The following is a 24,454-nucleotide window of genomic DNA, read 5'->3' on the forward strand; positions in this document are numbered from 1 at the left end:
CGTCGATCCAGCCAGGTGATCCGGTGAGACTTCACCTGGAGCTCTACCCGGAGCAGCTCAGGTACATCCCGGCCAACCTGGACGCCGCGCAATTTCACCGCCGCGCCGGGTTCCATCACCAGGCCTGAGCGATCCGACATCAGGGTCACTCGGCTATAGGGCCTCAAGTCCCTGTTGAACTGCGCGATGGTCAGCGCGACCGATCCGACGATGACGCCGAGGAGAACGAAGGTCCAGATCGCGGGGTGCAGGCCGGCTTCGCGGCGCTTCTTATTCTTTTCCATAGCCGCTACCCGGATAGGTGGAAGTTGCCGGACACTCCATAGGCGGCGAGCGCCACCGCCAGCGTCACCGCCATCGCCACGGTCAGTGAGGCGCGCACGGCGCGACCGACCGCCTCACCCACGCCGGCCGGACCGCCCGAAGCGTAGAAACCGTAGTAGGTGTGCACCAGCATGATCGCTGTGGCCGAGGCGATGACCTGGAGCAGGGACCAGATCAAGTCGAGTGGCTGCAGATAAGAGTGGAAGTAGTGCTCGTAGACACCGGGAGCCTGGCCGTACCCGAAGATGATGAGGCTGCGGGTGGCAAAGTATCCCGCCATCGCCGCCATACACCACAGCGGAATCGCGACGAGCACGCCCGCGACCACCCGGGTGGAGACCAGGTAGGGAACGACGCGGATGCTCATCGTCTCGAGCGCATCGATCTCCTCGTTGATCCGCATAGCGCCCAGCTGCGCGGTGGCGCCGGCGCCGACGGTGGCCGCCAGGCCGATGTCGGCGATGATCGGCGAGGCAATGCGCGTATTGATATAGGCGGATGCGAAGCCGCACAACGCCTGCACGCCAACATCGGATAACGATCGGAAGAGCTGGATGGCTACATATGAACCGGTGGCCATCGTCAAGATGACAACAATCACCACCGTGCCGCCGATGACGGCCAGCGCCCCGATACCCATGCTCATGCTGGCGATCAGGCGCATCATCTCCACTTTGTATCGGGCGATGGCTTCCCACACCGAGCCCAGGGCCCTGACGTAGAACGCGGTCTGGCTTCCGAGCTCGATCCACCTGTTGACGAAGGCACCCGCGGCGTTGCTCACCCGCGGCAGTCGACGTGCTGCTGGCGCGGCCGTCACATCGTCGCCTTCGTCGTGATCGCGAGCAAGATCCCGTTGATGATGAACAGTGCCAGGAACGTGTACACCACGGTTTCGTTCACCGCATTGCCGACACCTTGCGGACCGCCGCCAACGGTCATGCCCTTGTAACACGCAATGAGGCCCGCCACCACCCCGAATAATGCCGCCTTTGCGTAGGCCGTGATCGTCTCGGTAAGCCCGACAAGCAGCGTGAGGCTGGCCGCGAAGGTACCAGGGTTAACGTGCTGGAAGTAGACGGAGAACAGATAGTCAGCGACCAGGCTGACGATGGTCACAACACTGTTCAACACCAACCCGTTAAGCCCGAGCGCCAAAACCCTTGGCACCAGCAAACGTTGGACCGGGCTAATCCCCATCACTCGCATGGCGTCAATTTCTTCGCGGATGGTGCGAGCGCCCAGCTCGGCGCACATCGCAGTAGCGCCGGTACCGGCGATCACCAGCACCGTCGCAATCGGTCCGATGAACACGACGCTGGCCAGCGCGGCCCCGGTCCCGGATGCGTCGGCGGCGCCGATCTCGACCAGCAGGACGTTGATGATGAAGATCGGCAGCGTGCTCAGCGGGATCGCCAAGAAGACGGCGGGAAACATCGACACCCGCGCCACGAACCAAGACTGATGGATGAACTCACGCCACGCGAAGGGCGGCCGCACGAGCTGCACGAGGATGTCGAGCGACAACGCGAAGAAGGCGCCGACCTCGCGCAGCGGCTTCGCTTCAACGTCCCAGGTGGGCCGCACCCCCAGGGACGCCAACACCGCCATCGGAGATCTGACGGGAGCCGGATCCGACGCCGCCAAAGGCTCTGTGTTCGCCGTGTCTCTCACAACCATTAGTGCCCTCGTCGGTATCTAATCGCCACCGACATTGGACCGATCAATGCTCACCCAGCGGAAAGTCAAACCGCCCCCTTCCAATAGTGTGACAGGTAGCACAGCGGGACGGTACACCATGGCTTTCATGGAGGGCAACATACACCTCTCTTATTCGCGTCCATGCCGGATTGGTCGACGCCTGATAAACAACCACCGATTTGCTGCGACGGTTCCGACAAATTTAGTCTGAATGTGGCAACCGTTATCGAAATAGTCGGCCAGCGCCCCCCGGTCAAAGGCTCTCAGCTAGCCGTTCTTGCATGTGAGCCGCCCACTAGGCCAAGGTCTCGCGGCCCGGGCCAGCGTGGAGGCGCCCCCGCCCTCCAAGCGGATTGGAAGGGTTCGGCGGAGTTAAAGGCGACCCGTCACTATGATTGAACAATTTGCCATTCGGCAAATATTTCGCATATTCGGAAGACTTTTTGGACGAAAGTTGCCATACAGAATTTTCCACTAGAGCGCGCTTGGTCAATCTGGGCGGACATACACTTTAGAGAGCGTCGACAATTCTGTCTTACAATGCCCGCAGAGCGATCCAACAATAGAACGCCACCACGACAAATAGATCGCGATAAATGCTTCCACATCGCCGCCGAAAAGCAGCGCTCGTGTGGCGAGGTCGATCGCAGCGCGGCTGCATCAGACGACCAACGGCCGGGGCCTCGGGGAAGCCGGCTGACGTCCGCACTCGAAAACAGGCTATGAGCTGCAATTTTGCGAGACAACGACGACGCCATCATGGTTGATGGACGCGCCGCGGTGCATCCGCGGTCATCAACGTCATCGCGTATGCCATCTCAATATCCCCCAAATGCAACACCAGTAACCAATCGCTCCCAACCCACCGGGGGATCATTGCTGGCCGCGTCGCGTCGATGACCACTTGCGAACATATGACGCCTGCGGCTGCGTTACGACATCAAACCATCTATCTATTTATCTGATTTTCTAATTTGCACGATTCGGCGCGTTGCCGTCGAATTTGAAGCAATCTGTCGGGCGCCCAACCTCATCGGGATTACGGTTGCTGCCCAACGGTTGCCCACGGTTAGCTCGCCATGGAATCAACTTCCACCCACCCGGAGAGCAGCTGGACCGATCCCTGCTGCGCAGCAGGTCCGTTCTTCTACTGCGGCGTGCCACCCCGCCGTCAAGTGCTCCCTCAGCGTAGAAATCTTCGGCCAGCGCCGGAAAAGGCCGGTTTTCGCGCGCCCGTGCCGAGCCGTCCGGCTTGGCCATTGCCTCACTGGTGCTCCGTGCGTCGTAGTGTGCACTTGTGACCGCGAAGGGCCACGCATCCCGCGCACGTTCGTGGCGTGCCGACACTCCTGCAGACGAGGAGGAGGCGCGCGAACGGTTGCTGGCCGCGGCGGACGCTTGCTACGCCGAGAAAGGCCCAGTTCGCACGCGGATGAGCGACGTTGCGCAGCGCGCCGGCGTGCACCGCTCTACTGTGTACTACTACTTCCCGAACAAGGACGCACTGCTGGCAGCCTCGTTTGTGCGAGTGCTTGGCGTCACGGTGGAGCGCGTTTACCGATGCTGGCAAACGGACGAACCCTTCTTGGCTCAGCTCGTCGCGGCATGCCTGGTGGGCCAAGAGATCGCTCGCAGCTCACCGATAATGCGATCGCTGGTCGACGACCACCAAGCCCTCGGCGCTGCCTATCACGCGGCCGAGGGTTCTGAGTTGTGGCGAGCCAAGCTTGCTGACGCGCTGGTGCGGCGCCTCGAGGATGCCGCCGTTGCTGGTGAGATTCGCCGTGATCTTCCGGCGGAAACCCTGGCCCGCTGGATTGTCCGGGTCAGCTTCAGTCTCGTTGCCGAACCGGCCGACCCTGAAGACGGTGGTGACGAGGGCGTGCTGCGGAACCTACTTGGTGCTTCGTTGAAGCCTCGGCCCTAGCCCCGTCAGGCGCCCAACGGTGTTATGCCGGCTGGGCAGTCGCCGTTCGCCACCATCGTCCCGACCTTTCTCCGCGGCTCGTGCCGGGCCGAAACCGGCTAGGACACTGCTGGATTCGTGCCCTCGTTTTTCGCCGTTCCGAACGGGAGGACGGCCCCACCGAATGCTCGTACGCTCGCCGGTGACGAAGGAGCCAGATCGTCGGCTGATCACTAGCTCCGTCGGAAACGGAACGGCGATGCTGGTGGCGAAAACATCAGAGTATGGATAACCTTGTCTCGCTTAGCCATCACCGCGGTCTGTCGAGTAAGTTGCCGTCGGGCGGCCGTGACGGTGGCACATATCGTTTGGCGCGAGGTACGCGGCATTGCAGATCGAAACCTACTGAGGTGGGCTTGTGTTGAAGTCGTTCATCCACGCGTCCGCAGCCGGTGTGATCGCGGCAGGCCTCGCGGCGTGCTCGTCGTCGCCCGCCAATCTATCTTCGTCAGGGCGACTACCGGGGGGAACCGCGCAGGTGACGATCAACAATCGGACTCTCCCCGAGATCCACTCAGTCCAGTGCATTCTGCTCGGTTCACTAACGACGATCGCAACCGGCAACCCAGCCGCGGGCGTTAAAGCATTCGTCTCCAACAAGGATGCGCTCACTGCTAACTCCGTCAGCATCAATGACTTGGGCGGATTCACTGGCAGTTATGAGGCCGGCCTCGGCGGCAGGGCCGACGTGACCATGAACGATCAGACGTACACGATCCGTGGCAGTGCGGACGGGTTCAACACAGATAACCCCGGCCAGAGGACAACCGGCACCTTCACGATCAGAGTCGCCTGTTAGCGGCTAGCTGAAACCCCGTTGGTAACTGCGAGACATGCCTTTCGCCACAGCGTTTCGGGGGCGGCGCCGTTTTTGTCCGGCAGGTGCCGCGATGCATACCGGGCATCAGCCTGGCGGTGGCAGGTAGTTCCCCGCGGAATTCCGCAGCGGCCAAATGAGGCTGGGGCACAGTTCCTGGGCGGCCTGGCTTATCAGATACGTCGCCTGATACTCGCCGGAGTTGTTGAAGTCGGCTTTGACCTCACGCGCGATGCTGGCGTAGCTGTCACCTCGGGTGATCTTGTCGCAGATTCCGTGACCGTAGGCCAGGGCCGCATCGGCGTTGGCGAAGCCGTACCCAGGCCGAACAGTTACGTTTAGCAGGTACGCGACCGCGTCCGCGTCTGCAGCTGGGGCTGTTGCCACCGCGACAACGCTTGAAGCAACGAACGTAGCGACGGCGAGCTTAGCCCTAGTTTTCCCTTGCTTCATGACCGTCAAAGCGTAATATATCTATCTAATTTCTCCTAGTACCATTCCAAACCGCGACGTGTACACGGCGTTGCGCTCAGCTGGGGGTTCTGCGATGACGGTTCAGACAAGCAGGAGCCTGTACACGCGCTGTCGGCCGTTGCCTTTGCCCGTCCTTCTGATCGCCGCCACCCTGCTGGCCAGCCCCACCGCGCACGCCGACAATGACAACAACACGCTCATACCGAACAACAAACGATTCAACGACGGTGTCCTCGCCAACGTTTTCACAGTGCAGCACCATGCAGGCTGCACCAATGACGTCAGGCCCAACAAGCAACTGCAACTCGCAGCGCAGCGTCACGCCGAGGATCTGCTGAACAACCGCGCCCTCGATGGTGATACCGGCTCGGACGGATCAAACCCACAAGATCGCGCCAATGCGGCCGGCTACCAAGGTCAGGTGACCGAAACGGTGGCCATCAATCAGTCCATAGCAATCAGCGGCGTCGATCTGATCAACCGGTGGTATTACAACCCAGATGATCTAGCCATCATGTCCAACTGCGCCAACAGCCAAATGGGAGTTTGGTCGCTAAACAATCCAGGTCGTACCGTTGTCGTCGCCGTTTACGGCAAGCCAGCGCAGCCAGTCAACACCGAAGGCGAGAACATTCCGCCCGATCCCAGCCCCGACTATGACGCCAGCGACGAGCTCGAATTTGGCTTCAACTGGTTCCCCTGGATTCTCAGGGGCGTGTACCCGCCGCCTGGAAATCCACCGCAATAAGCAAGGCTCACACGTAATGATCAACACAGTCGGCTTCATTGGAGCGGGTCAGACGGGTGAGCCCGTCGTGCTGCGCCTGCTCGACGCCAACGGGCGCGCTATGCGGTTCCGCTGAGGACTTCAGATGCCGCTACCCGATCTGGTTCTCGTCCATGGTGGAGCGCATGCTGGCGACTGCTGGGATCTGACGGTCTCGGAATTGCGCCGCCAGGAACCAAAACTCCGCATCCTCGCGGTGGACCTTCCCGGTCGCGGCTCGAAGCCAGGTGACCTGACCGCAGCCACCATCGGCGCCTGGGTGGACTCCGTGGTCGCCGATATCGATGATGCGGGTTTTGGCGAAATCGTCATCGCTGGCCACTCGATGGCGGGGGTGACGGTACCCGGGGTGGTGGCCCGGCTGGGCTCTGCGCGCGTCCGTGAGATGGTTCTGGCGGCGGCGTTCGTGCCGCGTCAAGGCGAAGCGATCACGGACACGCTCGACGGTCCAATGGCATGGTTCGCTCGACGCGGCGTGGGGAAGCGAAAAGCGATGAAAATACCGGCTTTCCTTGCGCGCTATGCGTTCTGCAATGAGATGACCGAGAAGCAACGCCGGTTCATGATGGCACGGCTCTACCCCGAAACGATATCGATCGCGACTGAACCGGTGGACCGTAGTGACTTTCCGGCGAACGTATCCCGCACCTGGATCCTCACTACCCGCGATCGCGCGCTTTCCATCGCGTCCCAACGGCGAAGTATCGACGCCCTGGGCGGGGTCCACACCATCGTCGAGGTCGACTCATGCCATGACATGATGATCAGCCATCCGAATCGCACAGCGCAGGTCCTTCTCGACCGCTGCCGCCGATACGATGCCTCGGTCGGGTGAGCGCGTGTACTTCAGATCGAGCCCCGCAGGCTTGGCAGCACCGACTTTTGACTCGTGCTGGCGGCCGCGGTTGACCTGCCCCACCCGACGTACTTCGTTCCGCGGGGACGATTTGCATCAATGGAGCAGGCCACAGCCCTCAGGTTGTACCGCAGGGCGCAGTCCCGACGCCTGACGCGGACTGTAGGAGACAGCCGACGGCCCTTCAGCGTATGAATGCCACTTTGGGTCAGACGGCTTGACGATCTCGTCACCGATACACCAGACATCCATTTCCAGATCGTCGACGTAACGTACCGCGGAATAAGCTCACCCCACTTCGGCGGCATCCGCGAGGTCCAATGATCCGGCGGCTCACACACATGACCGTCTGCGTCGATGATCATCTGTTGTTCCTCCAATTGTGTTGACCTGACCATTCTCGAATGAGACCCACTTGCGTCGCAGAGGCAACGTGGTTGCCGCGCTCGTCGAAGAATCCGCCGACGCAGAACGCCCTGCCTTCCGAGGCACTCGGCGACAAATGATCGAAGCGCAACCACTGATCAATGCGGAAGGGGCGGTGAAACCACACAGAGTGATCGAGGGTGAACGTCTGAACGTCGTTGTGGGGCCCGATCTCGTGGGGGCTGAAGGAGCTCCTCAACAAAGTCAGGTCAGCGACACATATGGCGATGGCACTGTGGACCGCTTGAGGACCTTCGAAAGGTGTCGACGTTCGCACCCAGAGGCGCGGCAGCGTACCCTTGCCCGTTGTCGTAAGCGGCTTGCGCCCATTCGAATCCGGGCACCAGTCGACGTCCAGAGAAGACCATCGTCGATAGAATTCCGCCCAATCATCGGGAAAGGGACGCATGGCCGCGCCGGCCTTCGGCGGGCCGTCGACCGCTTCGGCAGCCAGTTGATGCTCGGGCCCAGTTTCCGGAGCGTGGAACGAGGCCTGCATGGAAAGAAGCTGCCGACCCTGCTGCTCGGCTATGACGTGCCGGTCGGAGAACGAGCGTGAGTCGCGCAAGCGTTCGACGCGAAAGTCGATCGGCGGCCCGATCAGCCCCGCGGAGAGAAAGTGCGACTGAACAGAGTGTGGGAGGCGTTTTTCCTCGACGGTCTTGGCCGCTGCCATCAGCGCCTGGCCTGCCAGCTGCCCGCCGAAGACCCGGGGCATACCGATATCGGGCGTGGTCCCTCGGTAGAAGTCGCTTGCGACGAATCGGACGTCGAGCAGGTCGATCAAGGATGCGACACTGGCGACCATCAACAGCCCTCTTGGAGCGGGCTGCGACTTCCGACCGGCGTCCGCGATGTCCGGCGCTCGTGTGCAAGTCGCAATACGGCGGCGGCTTGTTCGGCTGGGATGAGGGCGAGGACCCCGCAAAGGTTCGACAGCGGTGTCTTCTTGACCCGGCGAACGGACGCGACCGCGCTTTTGTTGGGCGTGCCTCGTGTCTGGGTACGCAGAGCTGCCATGGCAATCCCTGTCTATCTAGGCCACTCTTCTGGGCCGTTGACTGCCCGAGAATTTCCGTCCGCTTCCCGGTGACCATTTCGCGATACAAATCTACTATAGAGCAGAAATTCGAGTACACCGGCGCGCTCAAAATCAAGGACCGAGGCACTGCAGGCTGCTGTGACACTTCACACGCAGCACCACGGGCCTGGCACAATCGCCAAGCACACGAACGGCTTTCGTCAAGTCCTTGTTCGCGCCCTTCGCTTCGACCGTTACCGAACACATCCACCTTCTTGGGAGGGCCCCGCGCTGGGCGCGATACCGTCGATGAGGCAGCGACGCGAACCCGACCGGGTTCAACCCGTAGTTGATGCCCATCCTGGCATTTTCCACGCGGTAGTTGTCCATGCTCAGGCCCGGAATAAGCGACAGGGTCAGAAAGCCTTGCGTAATGGTTGCGCCGTAGGGACTTTCAGTTTCCACGCGCTCCACATCGACGTGGATCCACTGGTGGTCCCTGGTCACATCGGCGAACTCGTCGATACGCGACTGCTCCACGTCGAACCACCGGCTGACGCCGAGTTCGGCCCCTGTCGCCTCGACCGCGTCGTCGACCGACCGAATGACTTCATTTCACTCCCGCCAGACGGCGAATACAGATATCTATTTTACGGTATACTCTGACGGCGAATCAGGACGACCCATCGGGGCCAGTCCGAGAACCTTTCGGGAGACACATGACGCCGACGACGTCGCGCGCCGCCATAGTGGCCGCCGCCCGCACCCCTATCGGTACCGCCCGCAGAGGGACGCTAATCCACATGCCTGCCGTTGAGTTGGCGAAACCGGTGGTCGCCGCGGCCATCGAACGATCAGGACTTGATGCCGCCGAGTTCGACGACCTGGTGCTCGCCGAGAGCCTGCAGGGCGGCGGAGACAGCGCCCGCTACGTCGCCGTCGACCTGGGCCTGATCGGCATTCCCGGGATGGCGGTCAACCGGCAATGCGCGTCGAGTCTTTCTGCGGTCGCGGTGGCCGCAGGGCAGATCGCGGCCGGAATGAGGCGAGCGATCCTGGCCGGCGGGATGGAATCGTGTTCGACAACACCGCTGCTGCGCAAACGCAAACCGTTCACCACTGGTAAGTCCCCGGAGGACTACGAGGACCCCTGGTCCCCGCTGTCACACCCGCCGACGCCGGACGCGCCGGCCCTCGACATGTCAATCACGGTGGCACACAACTGCGCAGTGCAGTACGGCCTCTCGCGTCAGGACCAAGACGAGTGGGCGCTGCGCAGCCACCAGCGCGCGGTGAAGGCCATCGACGCCGGTTCCTTCGTCGACGAGATCGTGCCGCTGCGAGTTCCGCAGGCCGACGGGTCATCGGTCACCTTCGCCCAGGACGAACACCCGCGCCGCGACACCACTCTGGAGGCCTTGTCCGGACTGAAGGTGCTGCATCCCGAGATCGAGGGGTTCACGGTGACTGCAGGAAATTCCTCGGGGCTCAACGATGCGGCGGCGATGGTCGCACTGGCCAGACCAGACACTGACAAGGACGTCTTGGCCAACGTGCTGGCGTGGACCTCGGTCGGCGTGCCGCCGAATCGGACTGGGAGCGGACCGATCTCGGCCATCCCCAAAGCGCTGGAGTTAGCGGGCCGCAAACTAGGAGACGTGGCGCTGTTCGAGATCAACGAGGCGTTCGCCGCCCAGGCGGTGGCATGCACACGTGAACTGGGCCTCGACGAGGACATCGTCAATGTTTACGGATCCGGCATCAGCCTGGGCCATCCTATCGCCGCGACCGGCGCGCGGATGTTGACGTCGGTGATCTACGAGCTCCGCCGCCGCGGTGGCGGAATCGGCGTGATGTCGATGTGTGCGGGCGGCGGAATGGGGTCGGCAATGGTTATCGAGGTGGCATGACATGCCTCAACTCATCGCAGACAATCTCTTTCGGGTCGACGGCGAACGTGCCGTGCTCCAAGGGTCACGACGGTGGTCCACCCTCATGGTGAAATTCCCGGCGGAGCGCCCGGAGCTGTTCGACGCCAATCCCGATGTTCAGGCAGACATCGAGTCCAGCGAGTAACCGCTTTTCGACGACTCGCAGTCGACGTATGGCAAGATGCCCCGGACACCCCAGCGACGCGTCCCGCCCAATATCTAAGTGCCCTTTCTGGGAGGGCTCGGTTGCGGACGTAGTCCGAGCCAACATGTTTCTCAATCGCTGGCGGGCAGCGGTTTTGCCTCTTTGAGTGCCAGCGGAGTGTCACCGACACTCAACGCCCCGACTCCGGCCTTGGTCACCAGCACTTCGGCGCCAGTGTCGTCGACGTAGCGTTTGCCCATCGTGCTGCCCCCGGCGAAAGCAGGATCCAGGTCGGCATGGGGTGACTTCTCAGCGTCCAGGGGCACCATCGGCTCTCCCCCGCACCGCAAGTCATCGAGGCTGTCGGCGGACCGCACGACGATGACCTGCGTGTCGCATACCTGGCTCTGCAGACGGGTTCCGTTCTTGATCATCTTCAGCTCCTTGGTTTTTGGTGACTAATGTTGTTCGGCCACAGTGTGCAGACTTTCAACGACTTCGCGGCGGAGTACCTTGCCTGTCGCGGTTGTCGGCAAACCATCGCGGATGACTATGCGGTCAGGAGTGCGTGACCCCCGTAGCGTTTTGCGAACGAACTCGCGCAGCTCTTCAACATCCGGTTCGGCGCCCGGCTCGGGCACCACGATTGCGACGATGATCTGCCCCCACTGCGGGTCGTCGATGCCGACCACCACCACCTCGTGGACGTCGGGATGCTCCACGAGCACGTCCTCCACCTCCGCAGGGGCAATGTTCTCACCACCGCGGATGATCGTGTCGTCGGATCGGCCACCGATGAACAGATAGCCTTCGTCATCGAGCATCGCGGTGTCCCTGGTGGGGAACCAGCCGTCGGCGTCGAGCACTGAACCGATTCCCGTGTATCGGCCTGATACCTGGGGCCCCCGTACGAACAACTCCCCCGTTTGACCGGGCGGGAGTACAGTGCCCGTCTCATCACGGATCTGGACCTCGATGCCGGGCACCGGCCTGCCGACTGAACCGAGCCGGCGCGCCACGGCCTCCTCGGTCGAGCCGTGTGCCGTGCGGTGGTCCTTCGGCGTGAGAACAGCGATGGTAGAGCTTGTTTCGGTGAGTCCGTACGCGTTGACGAGCCCCACGTGAGGCAGCAGCGCGATGGTCTTACGGACCAGCGGTAGGCCCACTTTCGATCCTCCGTACGCGAGAGTGCGCAGCGTCGGGAGATCCGTCGGGCTGGCCTGTAACTCGGCGATGATGCGGTCGAGCATCGTCGGCACCACCGTCGCAGTCGTCACTCGCTCGTCGCGCACCAACTGTGCCCACTCCCGCGGATCGAACTTGCGTAGGTAGACGATCCGTCGGCCTGCGTAAAGGTTCGACAGTGCCGCACCAATGCCGGCGATGTGATAGGGCGGCACACACACCAGGGCCGCGTCGTCGGCGTCAGCGGAACCGAATTCGACTGTGCCCGTGACGTAACCGGTCAGGTTGTTGTGTGTCAGCTCCACAGCCTTCGGCGCAGATGTGGTACCTGAGGTGAACAAGACGATTGCCACATCATCAGGATCGGCGAACTCCTCGACCGGTTCGCCCGCACGAGCGGCTTCGGTGAACTCCTTGGACGTCATCACGCGTCTACCCGCGTCGGCGACCAGTTCGGCGTACTCCGGGTCCGCGATTACCAGCGGCGCCGGCAGGCGCCCGATCAACTGGTGCAAACTCTCGGCGCTCAGACGGTAGTTCAGGGGTGTGAACGGAATGGCCGCTCGCGCGGACGAGAAGATCAACGACGGCAGCATGTGCCCGCCCGTGCCGACGTATGCCACGTGCTGAGCGCCGGAGCTGCGGACGACTCCAGCTCCCCCGCTCGCGAGCTGACTCAACTCCGACGCGGTCAGCCGGGCGCCACGATCGACTACGGCGAGACGATCGGGATCGCCGGAAACGGCCATCTCCAGCAGCAGTGCAATGCTCAAATCCCGGGGCCTTTCTCGAATCCGATATATAGTTATATACTTACTGTCCGCCGGAGTCCAACCAGCGATTCGAGGAGCACCACGAGCAGCACGCTGGGTACCGCAATCATCGGCATCGGGCTCCATCCCTTCGGCCGCTACGAGGACCGGGGCGCAGTTCCGATCGGCCGCGCGCTTGCGATCGAGGGCAGATCGACCCACGTCATGCTGGGCCAACCTGGGCCGAGCGCGGAGGCGATCCGGGCGTTCATCCACAGATGGGCTCCTAATTGTTTAGGTGTCTATGACTTAGGAGCGGTAAGAGGCTAATTGCTGTTCGCCGAAAGGAAGACCATGGCACGCGTCGACGAAGCGGTCCCGACACGCGAAAGGCTCGATGAGGACGACCACGACCTATTGACGTTCGGGGAGGCAGGCGAGCGGCTTCACTTGGAGACCGCAGCCGCCGAGCATGACGTTGGACATCTCGAGCAGTCCAGCGCAGATCACGACCCCTCGAAAGGCCGAGCCCGCCTGAAAGCGCTCCGCATGGCAGCGCGATGCAATTCGACGCACCGGATCAACCACGAGAACTTCCAGGAGTTTTTCGGCAAACCCGGTAAGGCCAGGCGCAGCCTACCCTGCACCCAGGCTGCCAATTGACGGTCGTATACCCCGGATGGTTGGTGAACGGCCGGCCGGTTTTGATGTTCCTCTTCATGAGGCGACCCGACGACACGGTGATCGGATACCCCATGACCGGCACCCCACGTGACGGAGCCATCGAGTTCACGACCTATCGCAAGGCCGCGAAGGCGCGCTATCTGGCCGCGGACGAACGCGTCTGCGTTGTCATTGTCAACGACGACGATCCCGCCGAGGGCGTTGCCTTATGGGGCCGTAGCCGCCTGATCGATCCAGCCGCGTTCATTCCCGCACGACCTGAAGTGGGCCCGACAGACGTACCCGATGCCGTGATCGACACCGTTCGCGAGCGTTTGGAAGACGGTAAGCGGGTCGTGTTCCGAATCGAAGTCGATCATTCCCGACCCTCGCGGAGGGTGGTCGCCGCCAATGCCGAAGCGTGATATCCGCATGGACGCGGAGGAGATCGACGAATTCCTGTCGCGCTGCGAAGTCATGGCGGTCGGCACCGTCGACGCCGAGGGCTGGCCGACGGCCACCCTCACTCATAGTGAGTTCCGCACCACAGCGCTGCTGCTGCGGTTGGACCCGACTGATCCCGTCGCGGTAAATGCCATTGCGCGCCAACAGCTCTGCTGTGTCGCCGATGAGCATTCGAGCTACTACGAGATTCGGGGTGTAATAGTGCACGGCCAGCCAAACTTCGTCGACGAAGGTGTTCGTGTCGACATCGAGCGAAGCACGGGTTTCGATTTCGGAAAACTCCAGCGGGGCGAGTCGTAGTGAGCCGAGTGAGACAGGGGCCAGGTTCCGGGCGTCCTACGCGATAACCGAGCGTATGAATGCCAATCTGGGTCAGACGGCTCGATCGCTAGCGCATCGCCTCCGCGAGACGTCTCCATTCATCACGCGGCAAGGCATTCGCATCATGTGACACGAATTGTATGCACACGTGGTCGACTCGGGCTGAGAGATGCTCACGCACCCTGCCTAGTCGGTTGAGAGACGCGGCCCTCCAATCGCTCTCCCGATCTAGTTTTGTGCGCCGGCCCCGAGGCTTTCTCCTGCTGGACGGCGGGCGCGACCTCTTATAGATAACTGTTTAGCTGATCAGACGACTGATCCAAGCCGGTTGACCCGAAGGGGGTGACGTAGTGTCGGCCTCCCTCAACGACGTTGTGAACCGTGGCGACTACGTGTCGCAGGTCGCGATCTTCCGCGAGGATCTCCGACAGTCTCTACGCACGCTCGACTGCGCCGATTACTGGCGGACCGCCGCGTACGCGACCGCCGAGACCGGGCTCGAACACGATGCAGCCGTGATGGCACGGTTGCACGCTGATGGCTGGAATCGATACGGCTGGCCCGAGGCGGCTGGCGGCTTGGGCGGCAACGAGATTCACCGCGCCGTCCTCTACGAGGAGCTCGCGAACGCGATGCTGCCCATCCCGGCGCAGGCGTGGACGTTGGAGGTGATGGGGCCGGCGATCCTGAAGTTCGCCCCACACCTGGCACGTGAGTACCTGCCCCGCTGTCTCGACGGCTCCGAATGGTGGGGACAGGGCTTCTCCGAGCCGGAGTCCGGCAGCGATCTGGCCTCCCTGCAGACGCGGGCAACCGACGACGGCTCGGGTTGGTTCATAGTCAACGGTCAGAAGATCTGGACCAGTCACGGCGGCACGGCCAAGCGGCTCTGCGTCCTCGTCCGCACCGAGTCACCAGAGAGCAGACACCGCGGCCTGACGATGATGCTCATAGACACGGATGCACCGGGCGTCACGGTGCATCCGATCGCGTTGGCCAGCGGGCGGCGCGAACTCGCCGAGGTCTTCTTCGACGATGTCCGCGTGCCACCGGAACGGCTGGTCGGTGAGATCGGCGCCGGCTGGGCCGTGACGATGTTCCTGATGCAGTACGAGCGCGGCATGTACGGCTATGCCGCGCTGAACAATATGTTGATGGAGTTGGGACGGCTGCGCGAATACATGGTGACCCGTGGAGCGGGTTCGGCCCAGCGAGAGCGGTTCGCGCGCGTGTACGTCGAGGTCATCGCGGCGCAGGCCCGTGCCGCCACCTCCGTGCGCAAGCTGGCTGCCGGCGAGTCCGTAGACTCCGAGAGCAGCATCGACAAACTGCTCTGCAGCGAAGCCGAGCGCGCGGTGTACGACCTGATCCTCGACCTCACGCGAGACCACATGATGGTCGGCACCGGGAGCGGCCCTGACGAGCTCGACACCGCACGCGCGAAGTGGTGGTACTCGCGGGCCGCCACGGTCATGGGCGGCACGGCTGGGGTTCAGCGTGGGATCATCGCCGACCACATTCTCGGGTTGCCGAAGGAAAGCCGCGCATCGTGACCATGCGCACGCGAGGAGCGACTCCAACCGACGAATCGTGGCCCATGATCGAAGAGGCGGTGTTCCGCCTGTTCGACGAAGTCGCGGCCAAGCAGGACCACGTGGCGATCGATCCGCTGCTGGCCGAGCTCGGTTGGTCGGAGATCGAGTCCGAATCCCCGGTAGATGCGTGTGCGCTGTTGTTCCGGGCACAGGGGCGCACGCTCGCGCTGACCGATGCTCTGGACCGCGTCATGCTGGCCGAACTGGCTGCGTTGGCGGATCCGCCACTCGATGCCGTCGTGCTGCCTGCGCTGTCCCAAGGTTCCACGCCCAGTTCGAACGAGGGCCAGGTGAAGGGCATCCTGCTCGGTGTCCCGCGCGGCCGTGTCCTGGTTCCGATCTCTGGGGGGATGGGAACGGCCTCTGTCACCGTCGTCGATGCCGACCAGCTGCGGAGCGAACGGCTCGACACATTCGACGCAAGTGTGATCTGGAGTCGCGTCGAGGGGGCCGCCAACGGCGACCTGACCGATGCGTCAACGGAGTGGGGCCGCGCGATCGCGGCGGCGCATCGCTCGCTGGCCACCGAACTCGTGGCGTTGGCAGACCAGGCCCTGCACATCGCCGTTGAACACGTCAGCGTCCGGGTCCAGTTGGGTTCGCCGATCGGCTCGCGCCAGTCCGCGCTCCATGCCCTAGCGGCTGCTGCGGCCAAATTGGAAGGCGCGCGAACACTTCTCGACGACTCGCGGCGATACGGCGGGGCGTTGTCGGCCCAGGCCGCAAAAGTTGCAGCAGGTCGGGCACACCGCGACGTGGCCGACGCCGTCTTGCAGGTGTGCGGGGCGGCCGGTTTGACCGCCGAACATGACCTCCATCGATACGTGAAGCGAGGCTTTCAGACCGATGCGCTGTGCGGCTCCTACTTGCAACTGGAGTCGCTGCTGGCCGACCGCCTGTTCAACACATATGCACCCGGACGCACACTTCCTGCGATCATCAACCTGGACTGAGGAATCGGTACGCCGCAGCATTTTCGATGAAGTAGGTGAAGTAGATGACGACTTCCGCGCCACCGCGCGGGAATTCTTCGAGCGGTTGAGCCTTCCCTATGTGGAGAAGTCGGACCGACGCGGCTAAGTCAGCTGTGATCGACGGAAAGTACGGCAGACTCGGTGTGAAGGATTTCCGGTTCAACCAGATCATCTCCGAGCAGATGTGCACGAAGGACCTGATGGGCCGGGCGATGCGGTGCCAGAAATGAGCTTGATCACTGGGTGGGCGCGTAACTCGGTTTATGCAGCCCCGTTCGGCTAACCTACAAATAATTAGTTGATTACCACTATCGGTGGAAGGATCGATATGGAGCTCACCAGCCTTCGTGAGCCGAAGATGGCGGATCGCGTGGCCACCGTGCTGCGCAGGATGTTCATCCGTGGCGAGATCGCCGAAGGGACGATGCTTCCGTCGGAGTCAGAACTGATGGAGCGGTTCGGCGTGTCAAGACCGACGCTGCGCGAGGCATTCCGCGTTCTCGAGTCGGAATCGCTCATCGTCGTCCAGCGTGGCGTACGTGGCGGCGCCAGGGTCACCCGACCGCGACGCGAGACGCTTGCCCGTTACGCCGGACTGATTCTCGAGTACGAAGGCGTCACGCTCAAAGACGTCTACGACGCGCGAATGGCTCTCGAGACGCCAATGGTGGTGCAGCTGGCCAAACAGCGCAACGCAAGAGTAATCGCGGACTTGGAGCAGATCGTCGAAGCCGAGGAGCAATTGAAACCAGGCAGCGATGCCGTGGTCCAACTGACAGACTTCCACGTCGCAATCGCACGGCTGTCGGGCAACAAGACCTTGCAGATCGTCAGCGACATGTTGCATCACATCATCGTGAACGCAAACCGCTCGTTACAGCCCACGGAAGGTGCTCGCGCAGAGCAGGCGATCCGCCGATCGGCAAAGACGCACCGCATGGCGCTGGAGCTGATCAAAGCCGGGGATGCTGAGCAGGTCGGCGAGCTGTGGAAAAAGCACTTACGCAAGACGGAGGAGTTTGTGCTGTCGGGTTCGGAATTATCCACCGTCGTCGACCTTCTCGACTGACAGCACCAACACATAGACTCGTTCCTCAACGACGCCGTTGGCGTCGGCGGGGCTCGAATTGGCCGCATGCGCGACGGTGAACACTGGCGGCGCGCCGATGCGAACCGCGTCGGTGCGGGTGGACTATCTGTGTCCCTTCTACTGCCAGCGACCGGTCCCGCTACAAAGCAGTGCCGCTGCGAATCGGGCGCGGCACCGCCGTCGCCGCCGCACGCGCGATCGGGGGACGGCAAGCCTGCGCCGGCGGCACGCGTCACCGCCTACCGCTAGCGGCTACTTCTTGGTTCGAGCGCGGAATGCGGCGACTCGCTCCTTGAACTCTGGTGTCGAGAACGACGTCAGTTTCTCCGCGAACGCGTACTCCAGTACATCTTGTGCAGCCGGGCAAGGTGCATGTTCAGTGCCACCTTCGACGACCTCAAAGTTCGCGGCGGCAGTGCGGCGAACCGCTCGCCAAGCGCCAGCGCCTCGTCGGGCACCGCGTCGTCATCGGCGTCGAGCGCCTTCCAGTTCGTGGCGAACACGTGGTGCACGTCCTCGGTGACGGAGTTGAGCGCTTCCCGCCGATTGATGCTCACGATGTGGACGCTGCGCCGCGCTTCTCCACAGAAGCCATGGGACATAGGGCCTCGCTCCTGCGCGACGGGGCCCGCCGCGATCGCAGATCCAATGCGATATATAGTTATAGCATTTGACCCGCATGTCCGTGTCAGCGGGCGAGAGGAGCCGTGACACGGCGCGCGCAGAGCTGGAGAAACGACTACGGCACACCGGCCGGCTATGCGCGTCGGCTCGGCCGGATGCCCCAGACTGCTGCCGATCCGTGGGACCTGGCGATCGGCAATTTATGACAGGTTCAGTCCACACAAAAGGAGAATTAGTGACAGTCGAAAAATTCAACGGTGCGTCTGCGATCGTCAGCGGAGGCGCGGGCGGCCTCGGTGAGGCCACGGTGCGGCGATTGCACGCCGAAGGCCTCGGCGTGGTGATCGCCGACCTGGCCGCCGACAAGGGCAAGGCGCTCGCCGACGAGTTGGGCAGCCGCGCGAGTTTCGTCAGTACCGATGTGACGAGCGAAGACTCGGTCGAGGAAGCGATCGAACAGGCCAATCAACTGGGTCGTCTGCGGTATGCCGTCGTCGCCCACGGTGGATTCGGCGTCGCTCAACGCATCGTGCAGCGCGACGGCAGCCCGGCTGATCTTGCGGGGTTCACCAAGACCATCGATCTCTATCTCAGCGGGACTTACAACGTCGCTCGGCTCGTCGCCGCTTCCATCGCAGCTGCGGAACCCCAGGCCGACGGCGAACGAGGCGCATTGGTGCTCACGGCGTCCATCGCCGGTTACGAGGGCCAGATCGGTCAAACCGCTTACGCTGCGGCAAAAGGCGGTGTGATCGGATTGACGATCGCCGCCGCGCGCGACCTCAGTGCCGCCGGCATTCGGGTCAACACCATCGCACCCGGGACCATGAAGACGCCGATCATGGAGTCGGTCGGAGAAGAGGCCATCGCCAAGTTCGCCGCCAACGTGCCATTCCCCAAACGGCTCGGCACGCCCGCGGAATTCGCCGATGCTGCGGTCTTCCTGCTGACGAACGGGTATGTCAACGGCGAAGTGATGCGTCTCGACGGCGCACAACGGTTTACTCCGCGTTGAGTAGCAGCTCACACCGGCCAAGCACGCTGAAATCTTGTGTCAGCAAGCGCTTTTGACGGAGCACGTTCCGATCCTGCCCAATCCTTTCTTTAGCCCGCGAAGAATGGCCGACGCGAACGACAGTGGCGCAGGGCGGACAGCTCATTGGGTTGGTCAGCCGCGGCGCCTACCCATGTCAGAAACGGGCGCCCCGACGCAAGGATGCATAAGGTCACCCAATTGACTATGGCAGTCAACTGTCATAACGTGTCCGCCGTGGCCAAAAACGTGCTCGTCGTGCTGAGCAATCCGATCGCTGATGAGGACGATGCCTTCAACAAGTGGTACGACAACACGGGCATACCCCAGGTCCTTGATGTACCCGGAGTGGTTGCGGCGCAACGATATGCGATCTCGGAGGTCAACGTTCCCGATGATCAGGAATTGCCCGCCGTGCTGCCACCCCCGACTCACCGGTACCTGGTGATCTATGAACTAGACCGGGAACCCGAACAAGTGATGCAGGAATTCCTTGCAAGGTCGATGGCAGGAAAGTTCACCCTCGGCGAGTCGCTGGACCTGGGCACCATCTCGCTCACCGGGTGGACACCGGTCGGTAAGCGCCGGCTCGCGAAATTGTAGGACGCCCGAGCGAGATCCTCGATATCTTGCACACCGAACGAGTCTCCCGACGGTTTAATCCGACGCGATCCCGTCGACCTGCCGCCTGAGGCCTCATAATACCGGCAGTCAGCGGAGCGTTTCCCGCCGACCTTGCCACGATGAACGATCAAGACCGTCAAGAGCTGTGGGCGACGAATGGGAGGAGAAGGGCCAGTGCTACCGAAACCATTGGGTCTCAGTGCATAATCTCGAACCGTGGGAGGACCTGGCTAAGTTCCTCCATCACGCAGCGCTCGCGCATACGCGCTGAAGTGCCTGTCGGCCCGCCCCGAGCTCGGTACGATTAGGGCATCACTGATTGCCGTCCCCCGAAAAGGATGACCATGGCAAGCGACGATGAGGCAGGCGCCGTCCCATCACGCGAAAAGCTCGACGAGGACGACCACGACCTATTGACTTTTGGAGAAGCAGGCGAGCGGCTTCGCCTCGAGATCGCGGCGGTCGAGCGTGACGTCGTGCATCTCGAGCGGACCGGCTCCGCGGACGGCCTGCCGAAGGCTCGAGCGCGTTTGGCCGCGCTTCGCGCGGCAGCGAAACGCAATTCGGCACACCCCATAAACGACGAGAACTTCGAAAAGTTCTTCGGGTACGCCGGCAAAGCTAAGCGCAACCTGCCGCACATCCACCCGACCAATTGACAAGTGAGTTATCCGGAGCGGTGGATGGCTGGCCGGCCCGTTCCCCCGGCGTTGCACTAGCCGTTGCAGTCGGCTCACACAAATACGTGACTTGTACCGGTAATCATTAATCCAGCCAGCTCCGGATCCCCGCTGACTACTGATCGCTGGAGCCATGGCATTGGCTCCCTGCGGGCAGTCGAGAGCGCAGATCGCCGTTTCGCCAACACGTTTCAACGTGAGAAATGGGTATCAAACCACTCGCCGTCGGGCGGGCCATCGAGATCCTGAGACCGGAGTCGATCCTCCCGCGTCGTGAATCCGCGGACAGCTATACATTTATATGATTACTGCAACCTGTGCTATAACGGACGCATGCCCTCCATCAAGCCTTTCCGTATTTTGGTTCCTGATGCCGCACTCGACGATCTGAAGGCGCGGCTGGAGCGAACCCGTTGGCCGGAGGCCGAATGCGTCGAGGACTGGAGCCAGGGCATGCCGCTCGCTTACACCCGCGAGTTGGCTGCGTACTGGGCGAACGAATACGACTGGCGCGCACGCGAGTCGGCTTTGAATAGGTTCGATCACTGCACCACCGAAATCGACGGCCTGGAGATTCATTTCATTCATCAGCGCTCCCCGCGCAGCGACGCGCTGCCGCTGGTGATCACCCACGGTTGGCCTGGATCAATCGTTGAGTTCCACAAGGTGATCGAACCACTGACGGAAATGGGATTCCACGTGGTGTGCCCGTCGTTACCCGGTTTTGGCTTCTCAGGCAAGCCCACGAATACCGGTTGGGGCATCGAGAAGATCGCCACCGCGTGGGATACGCTGATGGGCCGTCTGGGATACGAGCGGTACGGGGCGCAGGGCGGCGACTGGGGCGCCGCCGTGACCACACAGCTGGGCCGTGCCGGCGGAAGATGCGTCGCCATTCACCTCAACATGCCGGTCAGCTTTCCGCCGGCGGACATGGGCCAGCCGACTGACGAAGAGCAACAGGCGCTAGACAGCCTCGCCTACTATCAGCGCTGGGACTCAGGCTATTCGAGCCAACAGGCAACCAGGCCGCAGACCCTCGGCTACGGTCTTGTGGACTCACCGGTCGGGCAGATGGCGTGGATCGTTGAGAAGTTCTGGCGTTGGATGGACTGCGACGGCCACCCGGAGAACGTGCTGACACGCGACGAGCTCCTCGACAACGTGATGCTGTACTGGACGACCGCGTCGGCGGCGTCGTCGGCCCGCCTGTATTGGGAGAGTTTCTTCTCCACCTTCGGCGGTCAATTCGATCGCGTAGAGGTACCCACCGGCATCGCGGCATTTCCGAAGGAAGTATTCAAGACGCCCCGTAGTTGGTGCGAGCCCAACTACAACATCACGCATTGGACGTCCATGCCGCGCGGCGGTCACTTCGCCGCGTTCGAGCAGCCCGAGCTCTTCGTCGACGACGTGACGTCATTCTTCGCTACGGTGCGAAAGAGCTGAAATATCGGGCTGGTTGGTCAACCCGCGATGGCGTCAAACTCAGTGCCGAGTGCAAGGATGTCGGGTCGGTGTCGAGGTTCGACCGCACAGGCCGGTGCGCGATTTTGCGTCCGCTCACCGCGGTTGCGATACGGGGAGTCGCGGCTTCACCACCCGTCGTGATCGATGGCATGCTCGCCGCGGCTGGATTCACTGTGGTGCAGCAGATTTCGACAACGAAATCTCGACCTCGTCAGCGAAGCGCGCCATGCCGCAGCCCGACTCCGGTACTCAGCTTGGGCAGCTGCTCGGCATCCGCGCAACCGGGCGCCGCTCTTCTACCCCGGCTCACCATGCCAATCCGCATGATGGGTGTGGGCCGATGTGGACACCTATTCGGCAGCGAACTCCATCATCACGCCCCGATTGTCGGCGGGCATAATCGCGAGAGTGTCGGTCTGGTCGCCCGGAGCTAGCTCGACACCGTGGCCGGCGAAATGGGCTGCGGCCGCACCGAGATCATGAACTCCGAAGACAACCGACCGCACACCATCGCCCCACCGTCGCAGGTGACGGTCGATGACACCGGCGCCGGTCGGGCTGATCAACTCGACCACAGTGTCCGCCAACTGAAAACCTGTCACCCTTCCGGCGATGAACGGACGGTCTTCCTCGTAGAGTTCGTCGATGACGAATGTGTCCCGAAAAAAGGCCAGTCCAGCGCCGTGGTCAGCGACGGCCACGCTGTAGCGCTTCAGACCGGTGTACCCGATCGGATGATCGCGCCGCCAATAGTCGGCCGACTTGAGGGGTTCCTTCCAATCGAAGCGCTCGTTGTGGAAACTGTGGTCGTAGAACTCGAACGCAATTCCCATGCATGGCTCCGGTTCGGTGTGAAAAGCCATCCCGATGTCTCTGATCAAGCCCACACCGCGGGCGGCAAGCTGGTGACGGGTGGCACTCAGATCGTGCACCTGGTATTCGATCCCCACGTAGTGGGGGCCATATCTGCCGTTGAGCAGAAAATGTTCCGGTACAAAGAGCTCGAAGAGCACGCCACCAACGTAGACGAGCACGGCATGCCAATGGGGTGCCGGTATGTCGTACACGTACTGCGCGCCCAAGACATCGGTGAAGTGTGCCATGGTGAGCTCGAGGTCCCGCGCAGCAATGTTGATGTGCTGCATCTCCAGGCATTGGATCGATCCATGTGTGGCAGCGATCCGGCCGTCCTGCTCCGCGGCAGGCGACGCGCCAGTATTTCGCTGGGTCACCATCAGATCGGCAGCGCAGCGCCTGGGATCCTACCGACCTCGTGCTCAGCGATGTTGAAGCAACGCATCGCGTTTCGGTAGGCCACCTTTTTGCGGTCCTCCTCGTTGAGCGCGCTCAGCTTGGTCGTCAGCGAATCTTGGATCTCTTCGCCGAATAGGCACGTTGGGTGTGGATAGTCCGTCTCGAACATGATGTTGTCGATCGGCAGCAGCGCGAGGTCGTCGGGGCGGAGATTCTCATACCAGGTGTTGACGAAGACCTGGCGCCGGAATGCCTCGCTCGGCAGTTCGTCGGCCTTGAGTTCGGGACGGTTTTCCCACGGCCGGTACCGGAGGAAGTGGACGTCGAGGGACTCCAGCAGGAACGGCACCCAGCTTGCGCCACTTTCGACTATGGCGAATTTCATGTCGGGATAACGAGGCAGCACCCCGGACATCAGCAGCTTGCTGCAGGCGTTGGCGTTGTCGAGGAATGACTTCACCACATCGACGACGGCACGGACCCGGTCCCCGCCCACCGTGCGTTGAGTCGGATCGACTCTGTACTCAGCCGGATTCATCGTGGTGCCGGCGTGAAAAGCGACCGGGCCCCCGGATGCATTGATGACATCCCACATCGGGTCCCAGTGCCGATCCGACAGCGGCGGCTCGCCGTGGTATTCGGGTGTGCCCGACAAGACCCAGCCTTTGTGACCGAGGGCAGCGCAGCGTTCCAGTTCTTTGACACACCGATCGATATCCCAGTACGGGACGACCGCGAGCGGGATAAACCGGCCCGGCTCCCGCTCAGCCCAGCTCAGGACGAAGTCGTTAAACGCTGCAATAACGTCGAATTGGAAGTCGAGGGTGGCTCCGGGGATGGTGCGATAGCGATCCGGATTCGTCAGCCCGAGGTTCGGGTAGAGCGCTGCCATGTTGATGCCGGCCTCGTTCATCACCTTCACCCGCTCCGTTGGATCCCACGACGACGGGTGGACCTCCTCGACGCGTTGCGGCACCTCGGGAAAGTCGTCTTCTCGGCGATGCGGCAGCGGATTGTCCGCTTCCTGATAGAAGACGGTAAAGGCCAGGGAGTTGACGATCTCGTCCCCGATACACCAGACATCCATCTCCAGATCGTCGATGTAACGAATCCGCGGAATGAGCTCACCCCACTTCGACGGCATCCGCGAGGTCCAAGTATCCGGCGGCTCGCACACATGACTGTCTGCGTCGATGATCATCTGTGTCTCCTCCAATTATGTTGACACGAATCAAAAGTCATGAGTTACCACTCTCGAACCAGACCAACCTGGGTC

General features: G+C 62.3%; 26 protein-coding genes and 1 pseudogene. 16 read left to right on the forward strand and 11 right to left on the reverse strand.

The features are described from left to right. From A9X04_RS09740 to A9X04_RS09750, 3 genes and pseudogenes are all read right to left on the reverse strand, one after another. Nucleotides 1-284, reverse strand: a pseudogene (locus A9X04_RS09740) (hypothetical protein); the annotation flags it as partial. 5 nt (nucleotides 285-289) lie between these two features. After that, nucleotides 290-1,144 (reverse strand): ABC transporter permease, encoded by an 855-nt coding sequence (locus A9X04_RS09745; protein WP_067919767.1) that lies wholly within the window; start codon nucleotides 1,142-1,144, stop codon nucleotides 290-292. Continuing rightward, a complete protein-coding gene (locus A9X04_RS09750) occupies nucleotides 1,141-1,935 on the reverse strand; it encodes an ABC transporter permease (RefSeq protein ID WP_067919768.1) in 795 nt (264 codons plus the stop codon). The genes A9X04_RS09745 and A9X04_RS09750 overlap by 4 nt, the downstream gene beginning before the upstream one ends. A 1,387-nt stretch (nucleotides 1,936-3,322) precedes the next feature. On the opposite strand from A9X04_RS09750, the gene A9X04_RS09755 reads away from it, so the two are divergent. Both A9X04_RS09755 and A9X04_RS09760 read left to right on the forward strand, forming a co-directional pair. Next, a complete protein-coding gene (locus A9X04_RS09755) occupies nucleotides 3,323-3,952 on the forward strand; it encodes a TetR/AcrR family transcriptional regulator (RefSeq protein ID WP_067919769.1) in 630 nt (209 codons plus the stop codon). Nucleotides 3,953-4,352: 400 nt separating this feature from the next. Next, nucleotides 4,353-4,790, forward strand: a complete 438-nt coding sequence (locus A9X04_RS09760) for a lipoprotein LpqH (RefSeq protein WP_082962475.1) — start codon at nucleotides 4,353-4,355, stop codon at nucleotides 4,788-4,790. A gap of 105 nt (nucleotides 4,791-4,895) precedes the next feature. Here A9X04_RS09760 and A9X04_RS09765 read toward each other — a convergent pair whose 3' ends face one another. Then, complete coding sequence (locus A9X04_RS09765; protein ID WP_067919771.1) at nucleotides 4,896-5,261, reverse strand: DUF732 domain-containing protein; 366 nt, start codon at nucleotides 5,259-5,261, stop codon at nucleotides 4,896-4,898. 175 nt (nucleotides 5,262-5,436) lie between these two features. Between A9X04_RS09765 and A9X04_RS09770 the strand changes: the two genes are divergently transcribed. Beyond that, nucleotides 5,437-6,030: a CAP domain-containing protein gene (locus A9X04_RS09770; RefSeq protein ID WP_067919804.1), complete on the forward strand. Its 594-nt coding sequence runs from the start codon at nucleotides 5,437-5,439 to the stop codon at nucleotides 6,028-6,030. A gap of 124 nt (nucleotides 6,031-6,154) precedes the next feature. After that, nucleotides 6,155-6,904: an alpha/beta fold hydrolase gene (locus A9X04_RS09775; protein WP_067919772.1), complete on the forward strand. Its 750-nt coding sequence runs from the start codon at nucleotides 6,155-6,157 to the stop codon at nucleotides 6,902-6,904. 382 nt (nucleotides 6,905-7,286) lie between these two features. Here A9X04_RS09775 and A9X04_RS09780 read toward each other — a convergent pair whose 3' ends face one another. After that, nucleotides 7,287-8,138, reverse strand: coding sequence for an acyl-CoA thioesterase II (locus tag A9X04_RS09780; RefSeq protein ID WP_158244000.1), 852 nt, complete (start codon nucleotides 8,136-8,138; stop codon nucleotides 7,287-7,289). 366 nt (nucleotides 8,139-8,504) lie between these two features. Continuing rightward, nucleotides 8,505-8,978: a MaoC/PaaZ C-terminal domain-containing protein gene (locus A9X04_RS29615; protein ID WP_082962469.1), complete on the reverse strand. Its 474-nt coding sequence runs from the start codon at nucleotides 8,976-8,978 to the stop codon at nucleotides 8,505-8,507. 113 nt (nucleotides 8,979-9,091) lie between these two features. Here A9X04_RS29615 and A9X04_RS09790 point away from each other — a divergent pair, with 113 nt between their 5' ends. Both A9X04_RS09790 and A9X04_RS30330 read left to right on the forward strand, forming a co-directional pair. Beyond that, on the forward strand, nucleotides 9,092-10,282 hold the full coding sequence (locus A9X04_RS09790) for a thiolase family protein (protein ID WP_067919774.1): 1,191 nt from the start codon (nucleotides 9,092-9,094) through the stop codon (nucleotides 10,280-10,282). Between the two features lies 1 nt (nucleotide 10,283). Next, nucleotides 10,284-10,448, forward strand: coding sequence for a hypothetical protein (locus A9X04_RS30330; protein WP_156764297.1), 165 nt, complete (start codon nucleotides 10,284-10,286; stop codon nucleotides 10,446-10,448). Nucleotides 10,449-10,579: 131 nt separating this feature from the next. On the opposite strand, the gene A9X04_RS09795 is transcribed toward A9X04_RS30330, so the two are convergent. Beyond that, a complete protein-coding gene (locus A9X04_RS09795; protein WP_067919784.1) occupies nucleotides 10,580-10,882 on the reverse strand; it encodes a hypothetical protein in 303 nt (100 codons plus the stop codon). 24 nt (nucleotides 10,883-10,906) lie between these two features. Further along, nucleotides 10,907-12,406 (reverse strand): class I adenylate-forming enzyme family protein, encoded by a 1,500-nt coding sequence (locus A9X04_RS09800; protein ID WP_231984239.1) that lies wholly within the window; start codon nucleotides 12,404-12,406, stop codon nucleotides 10,907-10,909. A 333-nt stretch (nucleotides 12,407-12,739) separates the two neighbouring features. Between A9X04_RS09800 and A9X04_RS09805 the strand changes: the two genes are divergently transcribed. The 6 genes from A9X04_RS09805 (at nucleotide 12,740) to A9X04_RS09830 (ending at nucleotide 17,472) form a co-directional block, all read left to right on the forward strand. Further along, a complete protein-coding gene (locus tag A9X04_RS09805) occupies nucleotides 12,740-13,048 on the forward strand; it encodes an acyl-CoA synthetase (RefSeq protein ID WP_067919810.1) in 309 nt (102 codons plus the stop codon). A 23-nt stretch (nucleotides 13,049-13,071) separates the two neighbouring features. After that, a complete protein-coding gene (locus A9X04_RS09810; protein WP_067919786.1) occupies nucleotides 13,072-13,473 on the forward strand; it encodes a pyridoxamine 5'-phosphate oxidase family protein in 402 nt (133 codons plus the stop codon). Then, entirely contained in the window at nucleotides 13,460-13,813 is a 354-nt protein-coding gene (locus A9X04_RS09815; RefSeq protein WP_067919787.1) for a pyridoxamine 5'-phosphate oxidase family protein, read from the forward strand. The genes A9X04_RS09810 and A9X04_RS09815 overlap by 14 nt, the downstream gene beginning before the upstream one ends. Before the next feature lie 371 nt (nucleotides 13,814-14,184). Next, nucleotides 14,185-15,387 (forward strand): acyl-CoA dehydrogenase family protein, encoded by a 1,203-nt coding sequence (locus A9X04_RS09820; RefSeq protein WP_067919789.1) that lies wholly within the window; start codon nucleotides 14,185-14,187, stop codon nucleotides 15,385-15,387. Nucleotides 15,388-15,389: 2 nt separating this feature from the next. Further along, nucleotides 15,390-16,382: an acyl-CoA dehydrogenase family protein gene (locus A9X04_RS09825; protein ID WP_082962471.1), complete on the forward strand. Its 993-nt coding sequence runs from the start codon at nucleotides 15,390-15,392 to the stop codon at nucleotides 16,380-16,382. A 349-nt stretch (nucleotides 16,383-16,731) separates the two neighbouring features. Then, a complete protein-coding gene (locus A9X04_RS09830; protein WP_067919793.1) occupies nucleotides 16,732-17,472 on the forward strand; it encodes a FadR/GntR family transcriptional regulator in 741 nt (246 codons plus the stop codon). Nucleotides 17,473-17,810: 338 nt separating this feature from the next. On the opposite strand, the gene A9X04_RS31390 is transcribed toward A9X04_RS09830, so the two are convergent. Continuing rightward, nucleotides 17,811-18,050 (reverse strand): hypothetical protein, encoded by a 240-nt coding sequence (locus tag A9X04_RS31390; protein WP_231984241.1) that lies wholly within the window; start codon nucleotides 18,048-18,050, stop codon nucleotides 17,811-17,813. A 302-nt stretch (nucleotides 18,051-18,352) separates the two neighbouring features. Here A9X04_RS31390 and A9X04_RS09840 point away from each other — a divergent pair, with 302 nt between their 5' ends. The 4 genes from A9X04_RS09840 (at nucleotide 18,353) to A9X04_RS09855 (ending at nucleotide 21,903) form a co-directional block, all read left to right on the forward strand. After that, nucleotides 18,353-19,132 (forward strand): SDR family oxidoreductase, encoded by a 780-nt coding sequence (locus A9X04_RS09840; protein WP_067919795.1) that lies wholly within the window; start codon nucleotides 18,353-18,355, stop codon nucleotides 19,130-19,132. A 255-nt stretch (nucleotides 19,133-19,387) separates the two neighbouring features. After that, nucleotides 19,388-19,753 (forward strand): hypothetical protein, encoded by a 366-nt coding sequence (locus A9X04_RS09845; RefSeq protein ID WP_067919812.1) that lies wholly within the window; start codon nucleotides 19,388-19,390, stop codon nucleotides 19,751-19,753. Between the two features lie 365 nt (nucleotides 19,754-20,118). Continuing rightward, a complete protein-coding gene (locus tag A9X04_RS09850; protein ID WP_197509114.1) occupies nucleotides 20,119-20,433 on the forward strand; it encodes an acyl-CoA synthetase in 315 nt (104 codons plus the stop codon). 354 nt (nucleotides 20,434-20,787) lie between these two features. Then, complete coding sequence (locus A9X04_RS09855; protein ID WP_067919799.1) at nucleotides 20,788-21,903, forward strand: epoxide hydrolase family protein; 1,116 nt, start codon at nucleotides 20,788-20,790, stop codon at nucleotides 21,901-21,903. Between the two features lie 371 nt (nucleotides 21,904-22,274). Here the strand turns inward: A9X04_RS09855 and A9X04_RS09860 are convergent, their stop codons facing one another. Then, nucleotides 22,275-23,069 carry a VOC family protein gene (locus tag A9X04_RS09860; protein ID WP_067919800.1) on the reverse strand — a complete coding sequence of 265 codons (795 nt, stop codon included), beginning with the start codon at nucleotides 23,067-23,069 and terminating at the stop codon, nucleotides 22,275-22,277. An 89-nt stretch (nucleotides 23,070-23,158) separates the two neighbouring features. Continuing rightward, nucleotides 23,159-24,379 (reverse strand): amidohydrolase family protein, encoded by a 1,221-nt coding sequence (locus tag A9X04_RS09865; RefSeq protein WP_067919802.1) that lies wholly within the window; start codon nucleotides 24,377-24,379, stop codon nucleotides 23,159-23,161. Between the last annotated feature and the right edge of the window lie 75 nt (nucleotides 24,380-24,454).

The sequence above is a fragment of the Mycobacterium sp. E3247 genome, assembly GCF_001667785.1.
Taxonomy (GTDB): domain Bacteria; phylum Actinomycetota; class Actinomycetes; order Mycobacteriales; family Mycobacteriaceae; genus Mycobacterium.

Excerpts from the sequence above, each read along its gene's own strand:
- A9X04_RS09750 (WP_067919768.1), bottom strand. The coding sequence starts at position 1,935 with ATGGCGGTGTTGGCGTCCCTGGGGGTGCGGCCCACCTGGGACGTTGAA.
- A9X04_RS09765 (WP_067919771.1), bottom strand. The coding sequence starts at position 5,261 with ATGAAGCAAGGGAAAACTAGGGCTAAGCTCGCCGTCGCTACGTTCGTT.
- A9X04_RS09775 (WP_067919772.1), top strand. The coding sequence starts at position 6,155 with ATGCCGCTACCCGATCTGGTTCTCGTCCATGGTGGAGCGCATGCTGGC.
- A9X04_RS09790 (WP_067919774.1), top strand. The coding sequence starts at position 9,092 with ATGACGCCGACGACGTCGCGCGCCGCCATAGTGGCCGCCGCCCGCACC.
- A9X04_RS30330 (WP_156764297.1), top strand. The coding sequence starts at position 10,284 with ATGCCTCAACTCATCGCAGACAATCTCTTTCGGGTCGACGGCGAACGT.
- A9X04_RS09795 (WP_067919784.1), bottom strand. The coding sequence starts at position 10,882 with ATGATCAAGAACGGAACCCGTCTGCAGAGCCAGGTATGCGACACGCAG.
- A9X04_RS09805 (WP_067919810.1), top strand. The coding sequence starts at position 12,740 with ATGGCACGCGTCGACGAAGCGGTCCCGACACGCGAAAGGCTCGATGAG.
- A9X04_RS09815 (WP_067919787.1), top strand. The coding sequence starts at position 13,460 with ATGCCGAAGCGTGATATCCGCATGGACGCGGAGGAGATCGACGAATTC.
- A9X04_RS09825 (WP_082962471.1), top strand. The coding sequence starts at position 15,390 with ATGCGCACGCGAGGAGCGACTCCAACCGACGAATCGTGGCCCATGATC.
- A9X04_RS09830 (WP_067919793.1), top strand. The coding sequence starts at position 16,732 with ATGGAGCTCACCAGCCTTCGTGAGCCGAAGATGGCGGATCGCGTGGCC.
- A9X04_RS09850 (WP_197509114.1), top strand. The coding sequence starts at position 20,119 with ATGGCAAGCGACGATGAGGCAGGCGCCGTCCCATCACGCGAAAAGCTC.
- A9X04_RS09855 (WP_067919799.1), top strand. The coding sequence starts at position 20,788 with ATGCCCTCCATCAAGCCTTTCCGTATTTTGGTTCCTGATGCCGCACTC.
- A9X04_RS09860 (WP_067919800.1), bottom strand. The coding sequence starts at position 23,069 with ATGCAGCACATCAACATTGCTGCGCGGGACCTCGAGCTCACCATGGCA.
- A9X04_RS09865 (WP_067919802.1), bottom strand. The coding sequence starts at position 24,379 with ATGATCATCGACGCAGACAGTCATGTGTGCGAGCCGCCGGATACTTGG.